Source organism: Saprospiraceae bacterium, assembly GCA_016709995.1.
GTDB lineage: Bacteria > Bacteroidota > Bacteroidia > Chitinophagales > Saprospiraceae > JADJLQ01.
Window position 1 is genome coordinate 98,780 of record JADJLQ010000003.1, and the last position, 22,269, is coordinate 121,048.

A 22,269-nucleotide genomic window follows, 5' to 3' on the forward strand; every position below is an offset into this window, starting at 1 on the left:
TCAGGGTGGTGTAAACTCAAGGTAGGGTAGGAGCCTATCCCAGAAAGCAGCATCAAATGCCAGGATTGGTTTAAGATCATCACTCCCTTTGAAAGCCCCATGTTGTGCCCTGTAGTTTTTGACGATCAACGCATCTTTGTAAGATAAATAAGGATGTTTCAACAGGTGGATGGAATCTGAATTAATATTTATTTTTTTGACTGGTGTAGCGAGGATCAAATTGGGGGATATTTTTTCTATCGTCGAATCAGGCAGATGATACACTTCCTTAAGTTGTTGGAGACTATGGAAACCCCCTAGTTTGTCTCTAAATCGTACGATCCTACTGCTCAATACACCGCCAAGTCCGGGCAAATTTTTTAACAAAGTAGTATCAGCAAGATTGAGATCAATTGGTATTGAAAAATTCACACCTGGCGATTCCGGGCGAGAGGGATATTGTACTAAGGAGGCCACCACTTGAAGGATGGAATCAGTTATGCCAAATATTTTAGCCAGATCTGATGGAGCATAAAACTTGCCACCTTTCATCCTGTAATTGACCAGGTGAGCAGCGACAGGAGCAGGAAGACCTATTTGTGTCAGTTCACTCAATGAGGCTACATTAGGGTCTACAGGTTGAGGCTGAATAATAATTTCCGGCACTATTTTCTTTTCAGGGGGCTTTTCAAAAGATAAATAGGGTTTTAATCTTTCTATGGTCTCTGATGAAAGACCGAATATTTTGCTTAGATCACTGGGGTTGCGGAATTTTCCCGCTTTTGCAAGATACTTCACCCAATTGGATGCAGCTTTTGGAGGTACACCCATGCTGGTCAATTCTGCTTGACTTACGTGATTTGGATCAAAATTTTTAAAGGTGGGGGAAAAGACATGGTTTGAAGGATTCAGCTTTTGTACTTCTTTGAGTGTGTTACTGTCAGGGACTTCAAGCGGTTTGATGTCTATGTTTGAAGTGACGGGTCTGTTAAAAATATAGAGGTAGGCAGCGGATAAAAACACTAAGGTTAAGAACAGGTAAAGAATGGACTTTCTTTCCTTAAAAGTGTGAATGAAAAATTTATTTTTAGGATATTCTTTCATTTTAAAGCGACCTGAAGATAGGGGTTTTTAGTGTGGATGATCTGACTCCGAGTTGAGATTTTATCCAAGGTAGTATAAGGCTTGATAGACGGTATGAAAATTTTGTCAGGATAGATGGCCGGAGTAGTATTATTCCAATGTCGGGTAAGAACGAATAATATATGATTAGACAAGGAAGGAATAGTATCAGTGCGATGATCAAGCCAGGTATAAACTCCATGCTCAAAATGGATCGAATCTGCGGTAATGGTGGTATTGCCTGTTTGGTATTTATATCCGGGTGATACAGGTATAAAAGATTTAAGATGGTATTTGGCGGCGTAATTTGATGAAGGAAGCAGGCTGTCTGTGGTGACTTGAAATACGGTTTGATGATCCTTGACCCAAACGATAGGGTGTCCGCGATTGTAGCTGGCGATAATTTCAGATTTATTTTGATTTATGACCTCCTCTACTATCAAACAACCAATGGTCAGGCATAGAAACAAGAAGAACGGTTTGATAGATGAAGCTGATTTTTCTTTTAGTAAGTTTCCAAAAGTAATGGACACTGTGATTAAAAGTATACAGTCTATTATAGAAGGCCACCAACCACCGACCCTACCCAGTGGCAGATGAAAAATCCAGTCAATACTGTTATTCATCCACCTGACTGCATACACTAATGGTAATGCAAGCCATTTTAAAAATAGTATCTTAAAATAGAATATAGGTAATGCAATCATTCCCCCGAGTATAATCACGTAGGCCAGATAAGAAGTGATCAGACTCGTCAGCCAAAAGAAAAAAGCAAATTGGTGAAAGTGGTATCCAACGACAGGGTATATCATCAACTGTGCAGAAAAAGAGATGGCCAATATCTTCCACAGGATTTGTGTAACGCTACCAGTCGGGGTGATCAAAGTCCGGATCGGCTCATAGAGTATAAATATTCCCATCATAGCGCCAAATGATAATTGGAATCCTATATTGTAGATGTCAAAAGGATTGAGAAGGAGCAATACAAAAGCCACTCCGGCAAGGATATTCAATGGAGAGGCATCCCTTTGCATGTAGCGGGCGAAAATAAACAGTGAAAACATGGATGCAGCACGTTGTATAGAAGGGGTTGAGCCGGTAATAAAGGTGTAGATCCAAATGATAGAGATCAGGGCAAGGCCTTTGAATAACATGGATCGCCTGTTTTTTGATAAGAAATATCCTAACAATAATTCAAGGATGGATACGATGATGCCAACGTGCATACCGGACACTGCAAGCACATGAACTGCACCAGTGGCGGAATAAGCTTTATAAAGTTCTGGATCCATTTTTTTTCGAAGGCCGATCAACATGGCAGAAGCTACTGGATAGTCCCGGTCACTATCAAAGATTTCTTGTATAAGTTGATCCGTCGTGGCTCTAAATCTTTCAAGCCAATTTTCTGGCGCATCGTGTACTATTTTCATCAAGGTAGTATCTACATAAGCTATTTGATGAATATTGCGTGAGGCCAGCAGATCATTCCAGTCAAATTCAAAAGGTGCCGAAGCATGATCCGGTGTCATGAGGTTGATTTTGACCTGAACTATATCCCGTGAGCCGGGGACATAGGAGGAAGATTTAGGGAATCTCAGAAGCAATAGACCGTTCTTTGGGCTAACAGTATCAGGTTTGACTTCGTGCAGTACCGTGGAGTAGCTATCCCAATATTTTTGTTTTTCTTCGATGTAGTCTACTCGTGCGACTAATTCTACAGTTTGGTTTTCTTTGAAATGATTAGGTCTGAATCTTTCGTTACGAAGGTGAGCCCAGGTATTGCCCATTAAAAAATAAACGAAGAACATGCCGATGCCAAAATAAGTACGATATGCGGCTTTTTTCTTTGCCAGTCGATGCATGAAATAAAAGCCAAGCAGTAAAATCAGCGCAAATCCCAGTGTCCTCAGATTTAAATCCAACACCCAGGTTTTCGCAAAAAGGATACCTAATATAAAAGGCAATAAAAGTCTGACAAAGGGATATTTATTCCAAGGGATTGAGATCGATGTGGCGTTCTTCCATAGCATGGACCGGAAAAATTATCATTAAGGCTAAGTCGGTAATGTTATTTTATACTTGAATCTGCCAAAAAACCACACTACACCAAAACAAAGTAGCGGTATTATGTAAGCTTTCTGGATGCTTCCGGTATAATCTGAAATGAGTCCCATAAGAATAGGAAATATAGCACCTCCAAAAATAGCCATCACCAAAAAGGAGGAGGCTATTTTACTTTCTTCACCCAAACCCTTGATTCCCAAAGCAAAGATGGTTGGAAACATGATGGACATAAAGAAAGGAACGGCAGCGACAGCATAAATAGCTACTTGACCTTGGGTAGTAAGAGCAATAGCCAGCAAGCCAATATTTATAAGGCTATAGATGGACAACAACCTGGCAGGAGAAATATATTTCATGAGCCAGGTGCCGACAAAGCGGCCTACCATGAAGCCTACCATGGCGATGCTTCCCCAGAGAAAAGCAGCATTTTTTTCATTCATACCAATCAGAAACTTTGACAACCGGATAAAAAAACTTCCTACACATACCTGAGCACCTACATAAAAAAACTGAGCTATGACTGCCCAAAAAACATGGGTGTGCCTGAATACTTTAGTGGAAAAAGAATGCTGCTCAGAGATGTTATCATTTTCTTTTATTTCAGGAATATGTGAGACCAAAAAAAACATGGCGACCAAAAAAACAATGCCGGCCATGATCAGGTATGGGAGCTTGACAGTAGCTGCTTCTGATAGTAAATATTGATTGAGCTGGTCTGGACTCATACCTTGAAGTTCGGATTGGGTCTTCTCTATCCCACTCAAAATGACCTGGCCACCTACTATCGGAGCTAAAAAGGCACCGACCCCATTAAAGGACTGAGCAAAATTCAGTCTTTGCTCTGAAGTAGCAGGATCACCCAACTTAGTAATATAGGGATTAGCCACAGTCTCTAAAAAGGTTGCTCCGCTGGCTATGACGAACAGGGCAAAAAGGAACATGGCATAACTCCTCGATCCGGCAGCTGGATAAAACATCAATGCACCTACGGTGTAAAGCCCCAGCCCCAGAAGGATTCCATTTTTGTATCCATATTTATGCATAAACCATCCTGCCGGCAAGGCCATCAAAAAATACCCAAGGTATACTGCTGAATCAATATAAGCTGATTGGGTATCAGAGAGCTGACAGGCTTTTTTCAAGTGAGGTATGAGGATGGGATTTAGGTTGTGCAGAAATGCCCATAAAAAAAACAAGCTGGTGACCAGAATGAATGGGATGAGATATTGTTTTTTATTATTCATTGTAGTATAATTCTAATAATATAAAGAGGTAATTAATAAATTGATTAAAGTTAAATTAAGAAGTTGCCTTCAAATATGTATTGAGCTCCACCGCATAACCAGATATCCTCAAAATGCCCTGGTCCCAGGCGATTGAATTTGACTTTTAAAGGGCCTCCTTTGGCATGAAGATGGATGGAGTGCAGGTCATACTTCTTGACCATTTCCACATAAGCAAGTGCCGAAGCAGTAGCCCCAGTGCCGCAAGCCCAGGTCTCGTCTTCGACACCCCGCTCATAAGTCCGGATGAAAAGGTCATCTTCCTTCGGCTCGATAAAATTGACATTTATGCCTTGCGGAAAATCTGCTCCATATCGAATACGGCTACCATGATCAAAGACGGGATAATGTTCCAGGCCATCTACTATCTGTACATAATGCGGTGATCCTGTGTCCAACACTGCATGATCTCCATAAAGATTGATCAAGGTAACCGGACTCATTTTTAACTCTATATAATCACCACTGATGATCTTAGCTTCGTGTATACCATCTGAGGCTTTAAATCTTGTGTGAAGTTTGGCTATACCGAGTCTGTGAGCTAACGCGACAATGCACCTACCTCCATTGCCGCATAAGCTGCCGAGGCCACCATCCGCATTGTGATACACCATTGTAAAATCTACCTGGTCGCCCAATTCAATCAACATAAATCCATCTGCACCAATGCCAAACCGTCTATGGCACAACGCCGCAATTGTATGCGGATCTTTGATCATATCATATTCGCCTGACCTATTGTCGATGATCACAAAATCGTTGCCGGCGCCATGGTATTTATAAAAAGGAATTTTCAAAGCGTAAGGAGAATTTTTTATTAAAAATAGGAATGTTTTTGAATCTTTCGGGTAAGGTCCGGAAGCAATCATTGTACATTTTGCTTTTTCGATAATTATATATTAATTCTTTCACTCATATCTGATTAGATGAAATAAAAATCCGAAAAGTTTACGCCGATTGTTTAAATGCTTTTATATCTTGGGGACTTATATAACAAAACAGGTCGGGCCATTATTACAAGGGATTAAAAGATGCGGATATTGTTGTTTTTTATATGGATTACGCTTGGGCTGGTCTACTTCATGATCTGGGGTCAGCGTTCGAGTTGTTGCGATGGACATCTGGAACAGTCGCAGGGATCCAGGCTAGGTCAGATAATCCCACCACCTATCCTGAAATCGGAACGATTAAATGAAACAGTTGAAAGTATCATACTCGAAGAAGAACCTGGTTGTGTGTTATTTGGCTGGGGGAAAGCGGATCCGGTTCTAAAGCCATGTTTTGATTTGTTCAAAGACTCTATCCTTCAAGACCTGGGGCCTTATAAAACTTTGGAGTTGGGGAGCGAGTATTTCGAAGCAGAAAACAAAATTATGTCATCTGGTGACCTGGGATTGGTCCGGGCATCAAAACTTAAGGAACTTTTTGGACAGAATCTCGATCCCAGTCGAATCCGAACGCGAAGTTTTGCAGTATCTGACAGTACCGGTAAGCTTCATAAGCTTTTTCAAACACTCCGAATAAGATTGGTATATATGAACGATCAGGTCAAAGAGCTGGATGATAAGACCCTGATATATTTTAAGTATGCTTCTAATGAACATCTGGACAATAAATTGGTAGAAGTTTTTGCAACAGATCTGGCGGCTAAACTCAAAAATACTCACGATATCGTCCAGTTGGTTGGGCATACTGATGATGATGCCACGGCTGAGCACAATATGACCCTGGGATTGAGGAGAGCTAATCTGATAAAAGCGCTATTGGTCTCCAGGGGTATCAGCGGTAGCAGGATCAAAACATCGTCTAAAGGTGAAGAACAACCTATAGCCCCTAACGATACGGAAGAAAATAGAAAATTAAATCGCAGAGTGGAGTTAACCATCGTACCTCCTGCACAATCTAAATAATATGGAATCATTGAATGTGTCTTTGTGTGATCTACCCTGGTGGGCGGTATTGGCATCCTGGCTGCTTCCCGCACTCCTTGGATATTTTTGGGGTATGCTTCAATGGAGCCGTTATAAGTCCAAAAGCAATAAAGCAGGGTTAGAATTGTCTTCTGCAAGTAAAAGAATAGTCAATCTGGAAAATGAAATCAATGAATGCAGAAAAGTCTACGAAAAAGTCACCAAAGAAAAAGAAAAATTGAATGCGGAGCTGGCTGCGATGTCAGGCTCCATGCATTCAAATCCTGGCGGAGCTGGTACTCCCTCCACCATAGGAAGTGCTGCACATTTTTCCGAGATTATTCATAAAACCAAGCCGGTTTTTGGATTTGCCATCAAACGAAATGATCTCAAAATTATTTCAGGTATCGATCCTAATATTGAAAAACTACTGCATGAAATTGGTATCCAGGATTGGCATCAGCTTGAAAAAGCGGACCTCAATCTTGTGACAAAAGTCATGGCCGAAGCAGGGCTTTCACCTTCGCAAATCCAATCATGGCCGTTCCAGAGCTCGCTTGCCAGACAAGAGCGGTGGGAAGAACTTAAAGAATACCAGGAGAAAAATAAATAAGCAGGACCAAACAGGGGTCACACAAACTCCTCCCTATTTTGTGAAACTGCGGGTGACACATTTTCAATCATTCGACGAGCGACTAAGCCGGCTACGATGCCAAATGCAAAGCCTCCAATATGCGCCCACCAGGCTACTCCGCTAGTCTGTGCCTGTGAAGCTGATGAACCCAGTGAGAAAAAACCGCTGATCAATTGTTGAAGGATCCAAAAACCTAGAAATAATACCGCTGGCATATAAAAAGACCTGAAAAAATAGAGGACAAGTACTTTGATCTTAGATGATGGAAACATCACCAGATATGCTCCTAATACCGCTGATATAGCTCCGCTTGCCCCCACAGCTGGTATATTGCTGCCTGGCCCTGACCACACATGAGCCAAGGCTGCTGCCAGGCCTCCGATCAGATAAAAAAGTATAAAATTAAAATTGCCGATGACAGCCTCAATATTATCTGCAAATACCCATAGGAACAACATGTTGCCTATAAGATGCATCCATCCTCCGTGCAAAAACATGGAAGTAAATAAAGTAAAAAGATGATTGCCATGGGATATGTCTGCAGGTATAGACCCATAATTCATAATAAATTGCTCAAGTTGTGTAGGACCCATCATAGCCTGGAATATAAATATCAGCACATTGATTCCTATAAATGCATAAGCAAACATAGGTTTGCTGCCCCCTTTTACCTGATCATCACCTATAGGGAAAATCATTTTTGATGAATGTTTTGTTGAAAATAAGTTAAAATTAAGGCAAAAAACCAAATACTATCATAACAATCCTTCTCTCACCAAATCATGTAAATGTATCATGCCTACATATAAATTGTCTTTGTCAGTCACCACGAGTTGGCTTATATTATTGGAGCGCATGATTTCAAGTGCTTTAATGGCCAGTTCATCTGAGGAGATGGTCTTTGGGTGCACATTCATAATATCACTTGCTTTTAACAGATCAAGTCTTGGATTATGCTCAATCATCCTTCGGAGATCACCATCTGTGATGATGCCTAAGGGATGGTTTTGTTCGTCTGTGATGACAGTAGCTCCCAACCTGTTTTTAGACATCGTCAATATAACTGCAGACAGGTCATCAGACGAATTATTTGAAGGCTTATTGTGCTGAGGATACACATCATATACATGCAGGTATAATTGTTTCCCCAGCGAACCGCCAGGATGAAACCTTGCAAAATCAGAAGGGGTGAATCCTCTTAAATGCAATAAACAGACGGCCATAGCGTCCCCCAAAGCCATCTGGGCAGCAGTACTGGCTGTAGGTGCGAGGTTATTAGGGTCAGCTTCCTTTTCTACAGGCGTATATAGGAGGTAGTCGGCATGCTTAGCCAGATAGGATTGGGTATTGGCGGTGATGGCGATAATCCTGCAACCTACATTTTTGGCAATAGGGATAATAAGCTTAATCTCTTCCGTTTCACCACTTTTAGAAAGGCAACAAAGAAAATCGCCGGCACTTAAGATGCCGATATCGCCATGTACGGCATCTGCAGCATGTAAAAAAGCTGCCGGCGTACCTGTTGAATTCATGGTAGCAACTATTTTTTGAGCGATTAAAGCACTTTTGCCGATCCCACAACAAACTACCCGCGCACGAGCGTTATGGATGTCCTGGATGCATGTTACAAAAGAGTTTTCTAAATGATTTGCTAATGAAATCAGTGCTTTTTGCTCGATTTCAATACACTCCCTGGCTATATCTAATATGGACTTTTTCAAATGAAAAAAAAATTGTAAATTCGGCTCCCTTTTTAAAAAGCCCTAAAGTACTAAATCAATTTCAGTCAGTGGCCACTATTTGGATTGTTACTTTTTTTAACCAGATTTTTTCTAAATATTATTATTTTTTATTATAAATTATTTATTGTAAATTAACAGTGAGATGAGCGATATCACCGTACAAAAAAAATCAAAAAAAAATCAATCAGTTGCCAATGTTGCACCCTCAAGTGCTCCTTCCAGCTATAGCACCGAAGATCTTCAAAGTGCTTTACAAAAGCATTTTGGATTTAATCAGTTCAAAGGATCTCAAGAAGACATTATTAGAAATGTGCTGGATGGTAAGGATACCTTCGTCATCATGCCTACCGGAGGCGGAAAATCGTTGTGTTATCAGCTGCCGGCGCTTATGCTGGAAGGCACTGCCATAATTATTTCACCTTTGATCGCTTTGATGAAAAATCAGGTAGATGCTATCAGGGGATATAGCCAGGGAGATGAGATCGCTCACTTCCTTAACTCATCATTAACACGAACACAAATTAAACAAGTCAAAGACTCTATTTCTGCCAAGCATACCAAATTGCTTTACGTTGCTCCGGAGACCCTGACCAAGGATGAAAACCTCGAATTTTTAAGGGGTGTGAAAGTGTCGCTGATCGCTGTCGATGAGGCTCATTGTATTTCTGAGTGGGGTCATGACTTCAGACCTGAATATCGGCGCATCCGGGAGATGATAGATGCCTTAGGTCATTCTGTGCCTGTCATGGCACTTACGGCCACGGCGACGCCTAAAGTACAATCAGATATTGTAAAAACACTGGACATGCATGCTCCGGGTATTTTCAAAGAATCTTTTAACCGTACCAATCTATTTTATGAAATCAGGCCAAAGGTCAATAAGGCGCAAACCATCAAAGAAATAGTCCAAATATTCAGAACCAAACCAGGTAGTTCTGGTATCGTATATGTACAATCCAGAAAATCAACAGAAGAGTTGGCTCAGACGCTGGAAGTGAATGGTATCAAAGCAGCACCCTATCATGCCGGCCTGGATACCAAGCTAAGGGCCAAGATTCAGGATGAGTTTCTGATGCAGGACATTGATGTCATCTGCGCGACTATCGCCTTTGGTATGGGGATTGACAAACCTGATGTGCGCTTTGTCATACATTACGACATTCCTAAGAGTATTGAAAATTATTACCAGGAAACAGGTCGGGCTGGCAGAGACGGTTTGGAAGGAAGGTGCGTGGCTTTTTATTCTGCCAAGGATATACTTATACTTGAAAAATTTCTCAGAGACAAGGATGCCGCTGAGCGCGATATGGGTGCCCACTTATTGGATGAAGTAGTAGCGTTCTCAGAGACTGCTGCTTGCAGGCGAGTCTTTCTGCTCAATTATTTTGGTGAAAACTATGGTGAGAAGGATTGTCAAAAAATGTGTGACAATTGTAAGAATCCTAAAGAAAGGATGGAAGTTAAGAATGATATGAAAACTGCCCTTCTTGCCATTCAGGAGACCAAAGAGCATTATCTCACTTCACTCATGGTAGAATTTATCACCGGTAAGGCTACCAAGGAAATCAAAGACTATGGATTTGATGAATATGAACATTTTGGAGCCGGAGAAGATAAAGATGCCTTGTTCTGGCATTCTATTTTTAGACAAGGTATGTTGCATGGATTCATCGAAAAGGATATCGAGCAATATGGTGTTTTGAAACTAACCGAAGCGGGCAAAAAGTTTATTCTGAAACCATCCTCCGTTCAAATTGCCATCAACACCAATTTTGAAGCTCCCGGAGAATTTGATGATGAAGATGCAGATGCCCGGGTAGTAGCATTGGATCAGACTTTGTTCAAAATGCTAGACGATTTACGTAAATCAATGGCCAAGCAATTAAAAGTGCCACCCTATGTGATCTTCCAGGACACTTCACTCAATGAGATGGCTACGCACTATCCCATTGCACTGGAAGATTTGGCAAAAGTAAATGGGGTCAATGCCAGCAAAGCTCAGCGATATGGACGAAAGTTTGTAGATCTGATTGCCAAATATGTTGAAGAAAATGATATTGAGCGTCCTGATGATATCCAGATCAAACAGATTGCAGATAAATCAAAAACCAAAGTATCTATCATCCAATGCATCGACAGAAAAATGATGTTGGAGGATATCGCTAAAGCCAATCAATTTAAACTCGACGAACTCATCGAAGAGATGGACATTATAGTTACCTCCGGTACCAAACTCAATCTAGACTATTATCTTGAAGACAATGTCGATGAGTCCATCCAGGAAGAAATCTTTGATTACTTCATGTCTTCAGAATCAGATGACCCGGAGAAGGCATTTAAAAAGCTCAAGGATGAGGATATCACCATCGAAGAAATCAAGTTGGTTAGATTAAAGTTTTTATCCGAAATGGCCATGTAAATGTATTTTGAGATTATAAAATCTATTATACTGAGAAAATTCATTTAATACTCATACTAGCTGGTTTATGATGAAAATCTGGATTGTCAACGGACCTAATCTCAATCTTCTGGGAAGACGAGAACCTGAGATCTATGGCTCCAAATCATTCGAACAATACTTTGAAGAGTTAAAACTTGCATTTCCGGAAATTGAGCTTCACTATTTTCAATCCAACCATGAAGGGGCAATTATAGATCACCTACAGCAGATTGGATTTGGACAATCGGATGGATTGGTATTTAACCCAGCTGCATATACCCATACCTCAGTGGCGATAGCAGATTGCCTTGCAGCGATTGCCTTGCCATGTGTGGAAATACATATTTCTGATATTTATAAAAGAGAGTCTTTTAGACATCATTCGTATGTCAAGCCTCTATGTATAGATAGTATAGTGGGTCAGGGTGTGCAAGGGTATAATCTAGCTATTCAAAAGTTAATATCATATCTGAGCAGTCAATAAAGCCGAGGTCAAAAATCTTATACTGAAGGAAGTAATTGTCTGCCTGCATCATGACTTGGGAGCGACCATCTTGAGATCTATCAGTTTTAAACGATGTCGTTTATTCAATTTTTTCTGACCATTGAGGAATAATTTTGAGTACGCCCAGGTAACAGCTGCAGTGCCTGCTACGATGGCATGAAGCCAACCTAAATGGGGTGCTGGCGGTTTAAACAGAGTCCTCGTAGCTTCCTGGACGCCGCTAAAAAAAGTCCATTGAAGAAGAAACTTACCCGACATTTTAGCCATTTGGTTCCCTCCTTGTGGAGTAAGATCAAAGCCATCAAGCTCCTTGAGTGGAAGACAATAGGTCTCTGATACCTGTATACATTTAGACTCCAGATCAAGGTTCCAGATCGTGTAGCTAGACCATGTCGAGCGGGGCTCTCCTTTAAGATGTACCCGGATCTCCGCCCCAATTGGGTATTTCTTTAATCGGACGCTGCCCGCAGTCTCATATACAAGATAGGCTTGGGCCTTTCCTTGAATCAAGGCTGCCATATAAACCAAAATAAATACGATGCGCATACCAAGCATAAGAACGAAGATAAACTGGATATGTAGGATCGCAACCAGTTTTTAAATTTTCCTTAAACTGAATGCTGCTTATTTTTCATTTGAATGATGATATGTGGATATTTGTCTCAATCTTCGGTTTTGTTTTTAATCTAACCTTATGAAATTTTTCACCGCTTGCATTTTGACTCTTCTGGTGGCAAGGATTCAAGCCCAACCTTATCAAACGGTGTTTGAGTCCAGCCATGGATCCGAGACACCTACTTATCCTCAAATCATTCAGTGGTGGAGCGCTCTGAGCAAGAACGCTCCCAATATACAGATGAAGGTTATGGGGATGACCGACGCAGGAATGCCCTTGCATTTGGTGACTATATCCGGCGACAAAGAATTTGGCTATATTCAGAATCATAAAAAGGGCAAGGTGGTCATTTTGATCAATAATGGTATTCATCCTGGTGAGCCGGACGGTATCGATGCCAGTATGCTTTTGGCCAGGGACATTGTAACACATAAACTCACCTTACCATCCAATATAGTCCTTGCCATCATCCCGGTCTATAATATTGGAGGTTGCCTCGATCGCAGTTCGGATTATAGGGTGGATCAGAATGGCCCGGACGAATTTGGTTTTAGAGGCAACTCTCAAAACCTGGATCTTAACCGGGACTTTATCAAATGTGATTCGCGGGAAGCTATATCCTTTGCGGAAATCTTTCACCTTGTCGACCCTGACATTTTCGTAGACAACCATGTCAGTAATGGTGCAGATTATCAGCATGTGATGACCCTGATCGCAACTCAGCATGACAAATTGGGCGGAGCCATGGGCACTTATTTGAATGAAGTTTTTGAGCCGGCATTATATGCCAGCATGAGACTAAAGGGATTAGACCTCATACCTTATGTCAATGCGTTTGGAGACAAACCGGAGAATGGCTGGCCGCAGTTTATGGATTGGCCCCGATATGGGAGCGGCTATGCTGCTCTTTGGAGTACCTTTTCATTTATTCCAGAGTCACATATGCTTAAGCCATATGACCAAAGGGTGCATGCTACTTACGAATTGATGAAGACATTTATTGATTTCGCTACGACTCATGGGACAGAAATCAAACAAGTTCGTGCTAAAACACGTGATACAGAGAAAACACAAAAACAATTTCCACTTTCCTGGAGTTCTGACAGGAGTATATCATCTACAAGGTTGTATAAAGGATATGAGTCTGGGTACAAATCGTCAGAGGTGTCCGGACTGCCCAGGCTGTACTATGACAGGAGTAAACCATTTGAAAAAATCATACCTTTTTTTGATACATACCATCCGACAGCTTTTGTCGAAAAACCTTCTGCCTATATTATGCCGCAGGGATGGTGGCGAGTCGCGGAACTTCTCAAAGCAAATAAAGTCAAATTTTACCCTTTACAACATGATACCGTCATTCAGGTCGAGGTCTACAAAATTGAAGAGTATAAATCTTCTCCCCGACCGTACGAAAAGCATCATCCCAATAGCCAGGTCAAGACCAGTATCACTACTCAAAATATTTCTTTTCGAAAAGGTGATTTATATATACCTATGAACCAGGTAGCCAATCGATACCTGATGGAAGTGCTCGAGCCTGCTGCTCCTGATTCTTATTTTGCGTGGAATTTTTTTGATAGTGTATTAGGTCAAAAGGAAGGTTATAGTGCTTATGCTTTTGAAGACATTGCAGCCGATTATTTAACAAATCATCCAGCAGCCAGGTTATTGTTGGACGAAGCCAAATTAAAAGATAGCATACTTGCTAAAAGCGGCAGTCAGCAACTTGAATTTATTTTTAAAAATTCTCCCTGGTTTGAACCTGCTTATATGAGATATCCTGTGTATAGAGTAAGGTGAAAGCTATAGCTCAGATGTTGGTATTCGACTTCCAGAAATGGCTTAGGCTACTTGGGTTACTTATCAATTCGGTAAAATTTAGACCTAAGCCGTACTTTTGCCCTGACATTTATACACATGGTAGAACAGATTGGACAAAGAAGGAAGCTTAGAATAGATACCTTTAAGCGATTAGGGGTATTTAAATGGACGGGGTGCTTTCTAAGTGTGTTTTTTCTGAATATCCTTGTCGGACAGTCAACTCAATTTAAAGTAGAGACTAATTATATCGGATGCGATAGTGTAGGGTCCATCCGGATTATGGCAAAAGATCCATTGAGAAAATATCAGTATTCGATGGTGTCTAATGATTGTGGCTTCCCGTTAAGACCAACCCAGGATTCTGGAATATTTACGCATTTGGTACCTTGTCTATATATTATAAAGGTCATCGATAGTCAGGGATCTGTCACTTTAGACCCTATTCGTATTGGATTTAAAATAACAGACCACACTACGTTAAAGTGCAATAGCGCTTTCACAACTTTGTCCCAAATTAAAGTGACAGGCGGACTGGCCGTGGCATATTCTATAGATTTTTTACCAAGGTTTAAATTGGGTCAACCCGACAGTATCTTTAATCTTCCTACTTTAGATTACATATCAGTCCATGAACTCACAGTCTATGATGCGTGCGGTCATTCTGATAAAGTGAGATTAGATCATCTTGGTGCAATAGATAAAACCGTGCTATGTGATGATGTGCAGATTTACTCCATCCCGCTTGCCAAAACTACTTATAATCCGTTTTTTTTAAATGATACATTGATATTTAAATGGACACTGAATGGCAAAACAATAGGTAACGAAAGTTCTGTACATCCCGATAGTGCAGTACCCGGTAATAAACTTGTTTTCCAGGCTAGCTCCAGTTATTGTACTATAATAGATAGTGTGGTATTACAAAATGAACCCTCCAGGAAAATCAGCTTAACAATCAAAGCTGATCGGCAAGTACTATGTAATGAAGATTCCTTATTGTTAAAAGCGGATGTAGCAGTCTCTTTACCTGTCAGATTTGGTTGGAATACAAAGGATAGCAGCGATGAAATATCAGTATATACTGCAGGTAAGTATCAGGTGATAGCGACTACGGACGAAGGTTGCTCCGATACTGCTGAAATATTGATTCGTCATTCGTCTTTGTCACTTACGGCTCAGGTCACACCTAATCTATGTTTTGGCGAAGCCAAGGGGAGCATTGATCTTGTCGTCGCCGGCGGCATTATACCTTATAGCTATACCTGGTCGGATAGTGTAAAAGCCAAAGACAGGCAAAACCTGGGCAATGGTAGCTATCGTGTTTTATTGATTGACTCAGCAGGTTGTGCGTTATCAGATAGCTTTATCATTACCAGTCCACCTCCGATGTCTCTGACCTTATCGGCGTATGCTGCTGATTGTGTGCCAGCTCGCAATGGAAGAGTGACTACAATGATGAACGGAGGAGTACCCCCTTATAGATACCAATGGAGCAATGGGCTCACTGTGCCTAATGTAGATACCTTGTCGCCCGGTTCATATTCTATTACCATCTTTGATCAGAACCAATGCTCCGTCTTTTTTCCTTTCCTTATTGATGATCTCAATCCATTGCAGAGTTTCCCGCGGGATACGATCTGTGCAAATGGATCTTTGAAGGTAGGGCAGTCGGTATATACCAAAACCGGACGGTACAAAGACTCCCTGATTTCTTCCAAAGGCTGCGATAGTGTGGTCACTACATATCTGGTAGTCAATGAACCGGTTGATTTTGCTTTTACAAAAAAAGATCCTTCGTGCAACGGGGTCAAGGATGGGAGTGTGACGATCACAGATGCGATAGGCTATGCAGACTATGATGTATATCTCAATGAACAGTTGTATGTGTCTGCCCAATTAAGTGCTTTGGCACCAGGAAACTATGTGATCAAATTAAAAGACCATTTTGGATGTTTTAAAGAGAAGGGGTTTGCCATGACCAATCCGCCGTTGATTGATTTTGACCTTGGTGGGGACAAGACGATCACCTTTGGAGATACTTTAAGTGTCACCCCTATGACCAATCTAACTCCTGGCAATATTCAGCAAATCACCTGGGCGACGGATCTTCCACAACCGAATTGTATATTTTGCAATGCCATCTACAAATACAAACCGTCAGACGACCACTACCTGAAAGCCACGATCGAAAGCATCACCGGGTGTAAAGTCTCAGATGAAATCAGGATCACCCTTGATCGGGATTTCAAAGTTTTTGTACCTAACATATTTTCACCAGGGTCAGGGAGTTTTACTGAAAATCAATATTTGAAAGTATATGGGGGTAGCCAGGTCAGTAAAATAAATTATTTCCGCATCTTCAATCGATTTGGGGACCTCGTGTTTGAGGCCACTGATTTTTTACCAAATGATACTGGCTATGCCTGGGATGGCCTTTTTAAAGGTGCTGATGCTGCTCCGGGAGTCTATATCTATGTGGCAGAGGTCAGTTTTGCAGATAGGAGTGTGCGGGTGGTCAAAGGTGATATAACCCTGGTAAGGTAAGTTGTGTATCACTAATCTATTCTATGGCGTACCCTTTTCTTTAGGGATGATAATCCTCTGCCACCACAAGGACTTGAATGTTTTCTCACTATCTTTGCCCGCTCAAAATGGTCTATTAGAGCTATAATTATTTAAAGTTATCATGTACAATACCAGGACAAAAATAAAAACCCTTCTATCATCTGATCAGGCGCATTTTACCACCACCCTGATGGGCTGGGTGAGATCGTTTAGGAACAATCAGTTTATCGCCCTCAATGATGGAAGTACCAATAATAATCTTCAGGTGGTAGTAGAACTGGGGATGCTGGACGAAACCACACAAAAAAGAATATCTGTAGGAGCGTGTATCAAAGCGACGGGTGAGGTCATCCCTTCTATGGGTAAAGGCCAAAAATTAGAGCTCAAAGCTACTTCAATTGAAATACTTGGAGATTGTGATCCGGAGATCTTCCCCATCCAGCCTAAAAAGCACAGCCTGGAGTTTTTGAGGGAGAATGCTCATCTAAGATTCAGGACAAATACTTTTGGAGCTGTATTCAGGGTGCGGCATGCGTTGGCTTTTGCTGTACACCAGTTTTTTAACGAAAAGGGATTTGTGTACATGCATACACCGGTGATCACTGCCAGTGATGCTGAAGGTGCCGGAGAAATGTTTAAAGTCACGACCTTGCCTATGGACGGCACTGCTCCCCGCAATGAAGATGGCAGCATCAATTATAAAGAAGATTTTTTTGGACGAGGCACCAATCTTACTGTCAGTGGTCAACTCGAAGGCGAATTGGCGGCGATGGCTTTCAGCGAAATTTATACATTTGGTCCGACTTTCAGAGCTGAAAACAGCAATACTACGCGGCACCTGGCTGAGTTTTGGATGATCGAACCGGAAATGGCCTTCTATGACCTCGAAGACAATGCTAACCTGGCAGAAGAATTTATCAAATATGTCATCCAATATGTGACAGTGCACAATGCCGAGGACCTCGCTTTTCTTGCAGCTCGCCTGGAAGAGGAAGAAAAGTCTTTACCTCAAGATAAGCGGAGTCCGATGAGCTTGATGGACAAACTCCAATTTGTGATCAATAATGATTTTGAACGAGTCACTTATACTCAAGCGATCGATATTCTTAGAGAAAGCAACCATAACAAAAAGAAAAAATTCCAATACCCGATAGATCAATGGGGGGTGGATCTCCAGAGTGAGCACGAACGATACCTGGTTGAGAAACATTTTCAAAAACCGGTCATCCTCACCAATTACCCCGCAGCCATCAAAGCTTTTTATATGAGACAGGATGATGATTGTGCCCCAGATCGGCAGACTGTTTCAGCGATGGATATACTAGCACCCGGGATCGGTGAGATTGTAGGTGGTAGCCAACGCGAAGAGCGATATGACAAACTCACCCAACGCATGAAAGAAATGCATATTCCAGAGGAAGATCTTTGGTGGTATCTCGATACAAGAAGATTTGGAGCCTGTGTGCACGCAGGGTTTGGTTTGGGATTTGAGCGATTGGTTCAGTTTGTAACCGGTATGGCCAATATCAGAGATGTGATCGCTTTCCCGAGGTATCCCGGCAGTGCTGAGTTTTAATAAGCTTACATTATACAGATTCAATTACCGCCTTGGCTTTCTTTATTAACTCGAGGATTTGAGCCTTTGGCATCTGACCTGCGAAAACTGCCATCTCCACCTCTTTGAATATGAGTTTGATATCGGATTTGATGGTATCGCTGACCAATGATTGATCGATATACTTTTCCCAGTCATGTTTGTCAAGAGCTTCTTTTTGGATATTCCACTTTGTTTTAAGAAAGGATTGTAAAATTTGGTTGAGTTGATCGAGCACTGCTTTCGAATCAGAAGTGGAGGAAGAGGTTGGCAAAGTATCTAATTCAGTCAGCGCAGTGTTTTTGACTTCTTCCAGATATTTTTGCACACCATATTTTATGTCAGATTTGGAGCGCAAATAGCGGCGGGTAGCCACACCGAGCCATAGCAAATAAGGAAGTGCCAATACACCCCAATATCCTGAAGTACCGATCCAGCCCGAACCACCAGGCTTGGGATCCTTGATCAAAGGGAGGATGTCATCACCGGCTGTACCGGACGATGCAACTCCTGACCGGTTGCCGGTAGCTGTCCCTGACACGTTCACATGATAAACATCGGAGGCGATCGTCACATACTGCTGACTGTCAGTATCAAAATAAATAAAGGAAGGAATGATTGTATGAGCGCCAGGTTGAGTAGCCACCAATGGATATATCAATTCTCTCATCCCTATAAATCCGCCATTTTTATAATCTACATTTTCTTTGGTGATCTTGGGTTCATACAATTGAAAGGCTGTGGAGTCGATCTGAAGAAACGGTTTTCCGACCCGATTGAGATCACCATCACCGTCAACATACAAGGTGAGTGACACGGCATCATTGACTTTGACAGCCAGTTGATCTATCGCGGTAGCCATTCTAAACTTGCCCACTGCCCCTGAAAAATTAGAAGGTGTTGGTTGCGGTAAAGACTGAACTTGAAGCGAAACAGGATTGCTGATCAAAGTGATTCCTTCTGTCGTGGGCAGCAGGAAAAAAGAATTAGAGTTTGCCTCATCCGTGATCACACTGGCTCGCACATGCAGCGGTTCTATCTCAAAGGTGCCATTTTGTATAGGGTAGATCGATGCTGCATAAATCACCTTGGTTACATAAGTACGACCATTGATGGATTCCCTATTATCATAACTTAGCCTGGGTATATTATTCACGTGAAATCCTTTAAACTCTGGCGCATGGGATATATTGTAGTTCTCCACATTGATCGCAGTATATAGTTTGTATTCCACCAATATTTGTTGACCTACGTAGGCATGCTCAGGGGTAGCTTTAGCCATGAGGAAGATATCCTTTTTGCTGATGGCGACTTCGTCCTTGCCCTTTGTGATAGCTGGTTTTGATTTTACAGCTTTTATAGTCAGAGGGGTGGATGACAGGGTCTTGCCATTAGCCTGGATACTGGCTTTGCCAATGTGGAGATCCCCTGCTTTTTTAGGAGAGAGTGTGTAAATATAAGAAATGGCAGAGCTACGGAGCCCATTGACTATGCTGACCTGAGTAGAGGTACTTGGGCCACTGATCACCGTCCATTCTGCGAAATCAGGAGGCGTAAATCCTTTACCTTGAGCATTTTCGAGGATGAATTCTACCTGGACATATTCGTCTAAAGCTACTTCAGACCGATCTACACTTGCTCTGAAAGATTCACTTTGAGCGAATATAAAATTTTGAGAAGAAAATATTAAAAACAGGATGAACCCTATCCTCATAGTCGTTTAGATTTTCTACCACTTGCTTTGCCTTCTAGTATATTTTTGAACTGCCACGAACGATCGTCTTCGGGATCTTCTTCTATACGGTTTGGATTTTGCTTGACATAGATTTCTACTGCAGGTACATCCAGATCTCCTCCTGACCTATCCCCTGATTTAATCATGGTGGACGGTATGGTAAAAAGTCCCGCAGATAATGGCTGGATGAGGTATTTTTGTTTGTGCACGGCTTTTATTTCCCCATTGATCAAGGAGGTGTTACTCACAAAATTCTGACCGATGATTTCAGCATCTTTGAGATCAGGGGCGATGAATACTCCATCTTTGGAGTCGAAGGTATATTGAACATAAAATTGGTTGCCCAGCAATACAGTATCCCTGCTGACAGCTATGCTGACGGTCGCAGATTGACTTTGGAGCACTAAGGCGCCAAAGCTAAAAATCAGAATTAATATTTTTTTCATACTGGTCTAGGTTGTCTACAAAATTAAATCACCAATCTTTCTTTGGGGGATTATTTTTTTTGCTTTTGTTCGTCAATTTTTGCTGGACTCTTTGATCTTCGCGCTCTGTATACTGCAAGAGCTGCTCGGCTTCTTCTTTTGTCATTCCTTCGGGTTTGGGTTGTGCTTCACCGGATTGTGGCTGTTGATCTTGTTTTTGATCCTGAGGTTTGCCTGATTGTGGATCCTGGTTAGGCTGTTGTTGGTCATCTTTCTGATCTTGCTTCTTATCTTGGTTTTGCTGCTGCTGTTGTTGCTGCTGCTGTTGTTTGATCAGCTGCCTGGTGGCCAGTGTCAGGTTTTTTTTAGTATCCATATCAGCAGGCTCTAATTTTAAGGATTGTTTGAAGGCATTTACACTTTTTTCAAAATCCTTTTTTTGGTAGTAGGCATTGCCAAGGTTATACAAGGACTTAGCGTTAAGATTATTGATTTCACTTTTTTTAGCAGCTTCTTCGTAATAATTGATCGCTTCATCAGGTCTGTTTTGTTCCATGATTGCATTGCCCAGGTTATAAGTCGTCGTTTGATTTTTCTTAAGCTCAAGGGCTTTGCGATAATCTTCTTCAGCTTTATTAAAATCCTGCTTGATATATGATTGGTCCGCTTTTTTTAAAAGTCGATGATCATCCTGTGCATAGGAGCTAAAAGGGAGAACCACAAAAGCAATAATGGTCAGAGTGATTGTCGTTGTAAAAAATAATTTATAATACATCCTATTTATGTAAACCGTTTTCATCAGCCCAAAGTTTGAGGGTTACGATTAAAATATTTTTCCATCCATTTTATAGAAATCAAATATTCCAATACCAATAAGATAATGGCAGGAAATAAAAAATAGGGAAAATAGCTTTCATAATCAGAGTAGGCTCTTTCAGCGACTCTTTGTTTGGTCATATTGGCTACATCTGCCTTTATGGATTCGATGATGGCATCGCCCTGGGTTATCGAATAGTATTTGCCTTGAGTAGATTCTGCCAGTTGTGTAAGGAAGGTTGGATTGAGTTTGGTTTGAATAGGTTTGCCGGATTCATCTCTTTTGTAGTCTTCCATACCCTGGGCTCTGACAGGTATCAATCCCCCTTCGGCGGTGCCGACTCCAATGGTGTAGATCGCGATGTTTTGTTGTTTTGCCTTATTGGCAGCTTCCATCGCCTGATCATCATGGTCTTCACCATCTGTCAACAACAGGATCACTTTTTGTGCTTCTTCATTTTTGGGAAAGTTGTCCATACAGGTAGTGATGGCGTCACTGATATTGGTGCCTTGAGTTGTAATCAATGTTGGATCAGCACTACGCGCAAACATCGTGGAGGAGCCATAATCTGTCGTAAGTGGTGATTGGAGAAATGCATGACCCGCAAAAAATACCATGCCCACGCGATCGTCAGCCAGGGATCTCAGAAATGATTCGGTCCATAGTTTAGCTCGCTCCAGCCTGTTTGGTTTGATATCGGTGCAAGCCATACTGTTAGAGATATCCAGGGCGACATAAATATCTGTTGATTTGATTTCAATTTTTTCTTTTCGTATTCCCCACTGGGGGTTACTCAAAGCGATGACTATCAGCGCGAGTGCAGACAACCAAAGGATGATCCGCCGTTTATTTAATTTGTCATCAAGAGAAGGGATCAAAGATGACCATAAACCGGAGGAAGCAAATTGATTCAAAACAGAATTCCGCTGTCTCCTGAGTACATAATACAGTCCAGCCAGGCCCAGGATGATGACCAAGCCAAATAGGAAATGGGCATGTTCGAATCTAAACATA

At 41.6% G+C, this 22,269-nt stretch carries 18 protein-coding genes; 7 read left to right on the top strand and 11 right to left on the bottom strand.

All coding sequences use genetic code 11. From position 1 onward, the window contains the following. From IPJ09_19630 to IPJ09_19645, 4 genes are read right to left on the bottom strand one after another with little or no spacing between them, the layout of a single operon-like run. Positions 1-1,083: a helix-hairpin-helix domain-containing protein gene (locus tag IPJ09_19630; protein ID MBK7373601.1), complete on the bottom strand. Its 1,083-nt coding sequence runs from the start codon at positions 1,081-1,083 to the stop codon at positions 1-3. After that, positions 1,080-3,131, bottom strand: coding sequence for a ComEC/Rec2 family competence protein (locus IPJ09_19635; protein ID MBK7373602.1), 2,052 nt, complete (start codon positions 3,129-3,131; stop codon positions 1,080-1,082). The genes IPJ09_19630 and IPJ09_19635 overlap by 4 nt, the downstream gene beginning before the upstream one ends. 24 nt (positions 3,132-3,155) lie before the next feature. Continuing rightward, complete coding sequence (gene fucP, locus IPJ09_19640) at positions 3,156-4,409, bottom strand: L-fucose:H+ symporter permease (protein MBK7373603.1); 1,254 nt, start codon at positions 4,407-4,409, stop codon at positions 3,156-3,158. 50 nt (positions 4,410-4,459) lie between these two features. Beyond that, positions 4,460-5,317, bottom strand: coding sequence for a diaminopimelate epimerase (locus tag IPJ09_19645; GenBank protein MBK7373604.1), 858 nt, complete (start codon positions 5,315-5,317; stop codon positions 4,460-4,462). A gap of 162 nt (positions 5,318-5,479) precedes the next feature. Here IPJ09_19645 and IPJ09_19650 point away from each other — a divergent pair, with 162 nt between their 5' ends. Beyond that, the gene (locus IPJ09_19650) at positions 5,480-6,358 is read left to right on the top strand and encodes an OmpA family protein (GenBank protein ID MBK7373605.1); all 879 of its coding nucleotides are present in this window, start codon (positions 5,480-5,482) and stop codon (positions 6,356-6,358) included. A 1-nt stretch (position 6,359) separates the two neighbouring features. Beyond that, positions 6,360-6,971, top strand: coding sequence for a hypothetical protein (locus IPJ09_19655; protein ID MBK7373606.1), 612 nt, complete (start codon positions 6,360-6,362; stop codon positions 6,969-6,971). A 17-nt stretch (positions 6,972-6,988) separates the two neighbouring features. On the opposite strand, the gene IPJ09_19660 is transcribed toward IPJ09_19655, so the two are convergent. Further along, positions 6,989-7,690, bottom strand: coding sequence for a rhomboid family intramembrane serine protease (locus IPJ09_19660; GenBank protein MBK7373607.1), 702 nt, complete (start codon positions 7,688-7,690; stop codon positions 6,989-6,991). A 57-nt stretch (positions 7,691-7,747) separates the two neighbouring features. Further along, positions 7,748-8,713 carry a KpsF/GutQ family sugar-phosphate isomerase gene (locus IPJ09_19665; GenBank protein MBK7373608.1) on the bottom strand — a complete coding sequence of 322 codons (966 nt, stop codon included), beginning with the start codon at positions 8,711-8,713 and terminating at the stop codon, positions 7,748-7,750. Between the two features lie 163 nt (positions 8,714-8,876). On the opposite strand from IPJ09_19665, the gene recQ reads away from it, so the two are divergent. Together recQ and aroQ are read left to right on the top strand one after the other, a co-directional pair. Then, positions 8,877-11,153: a DNA helicase RecQ gene (gene recQ / locus IPJ09_19670; protein ID MBK7373609.1), complete on the top strand. Its 2,277-nt coding sequence runs from the start codon at positions 8,877-8,879 to the stop codon at positions 11,151-11,153. 70 nt (positions 11,154-11,223) lie between these two features. After that, on the top strand, positions 11,224-11,658 hold the full coding sequence (gene aroQ, locus IPJ09_19675) for a type II 3-dehydroquinate dehydratase (protein MBK7373610.1): 435 nt from the start codon (positions 11,224-11,226) through the stop codon (positions 11,656-11,658). A gap of 48 nt (positions 11,659-11,706) precedes the next feature. On the opposite strand, the gene IPJ09_19680 is transcribed toward aroQ, so the two are convergent. After that, positions 11,707-12,198 (bottom strand): hypothetical protein, encoded by a 492-nt coding sequence (locus tag IPJ09_19680; protein ID MBK7373611.1) that lies wholly within the window; start codon positions 12,196-12,198, stop codon positions 11,707-11,709. 175 nt (positions 12,199-12,373) lie between these two features. On the opposite strand from IPJ09_19680, the gene IPJ09_19685 reads away from it, so the two are divergent. The 3 genes from IPJ09_19685 (at position 12,374) to asnS (ending at position 18,260) form a co-directional block, all read left to right on the top strand. Continuing rightward, the gene (locus tag IPJ09_19685; GenBank protein ID MBK7373612.1) at positions 12,374-14,098 is read left to right on the top strand and encodes a M14 family metallopeptidase; all 1,725 of its coding nucleotides are present in this window, start codon (positions 12,374-12,376) and stop codon (positions 14,096-14,098) included. 117 nt (positions 14,099-14,215) lie between these two features. After that, positions 14,216-16,663, top strand: coding sequence for a gliding motility-associated C-terminal domain-containing protein (locus IPJ09_19690; protein ID MBK7373613.1), 2,448 nt, complete (start codon positions 14,216-14,218; stop codon positions 16,661-16,663). Positions 16,664-16,805: 142 nt separating this feature from the next. After that, entirely contained in the window at positions 16,806-18,260 is a 1,455-nt protein-coding gene (gene asnS, locus IPJ09_19695; GenBank protein MBK7373614.1) for an asparagine--tRNA ligase, read from the top strand. Positions 18,261-18,270: 10 nt separating this feature from the next. Here asnS and IPJ09_19700 read toward each other — a convergent pair whose 3' ends face one another. The 4 genes from IPJ09_19700 to IPJ09_19715 are packed head-to-tail and all read right to left on the bottom strand — an operon-like array spanning position 18,271 to position 22,268. Then, entirely contained in the window at positions 18,271-19,992 is a 1,722-nt protein-coding gene (locus IPJ09_19700) for a protein BatD (GenBank protein MBK7373615.1), read from the bottom strand. Then, positions 19,989-20,459: a BatD family protein gene (locus IPJ09_19705; GenBank protein MBK7373616.1), complete on the bottom strand. Its 471-nt coding sequence runs from the start codon at positions 20,457-20,459 to the stop codon at positions 19,989-19,991. The genes IPJ09_19700 and IPJ09_19705 overlap by 4 nt, the downstream gene beginning before the upstream one ends. A gap of 28 nt (positions 20,460-20,487) precedes the next feature. Further along, positions 20,488-21,237, bottom strand: coding sequence for a tetratricopeptide repeat protein (locus tag IPJ09_19710; GenBank protein MBK7373617.1), 750 nt, complete (start codon positions 21,235-21,237; stop codon positions 20,488-20,490). Continuing rightward, positions 21,237-22,268: a VWA domain-containing protein gene (locus tag IPJ09_19715; GenBank protein ID MBK7373618.1), complete on the bottom strand. Its 1,032-nt coding sequence runs from the start codon at positions 22,266-22,268 to the stop codon at positions 21,237-21,239. The genes IPJ09_19710 and IPJ09_19715 overlap by 1 nt, the downstream gene beginning before the upstream one ends. Position 22,269: the final 1 nt, after the last annotated feature.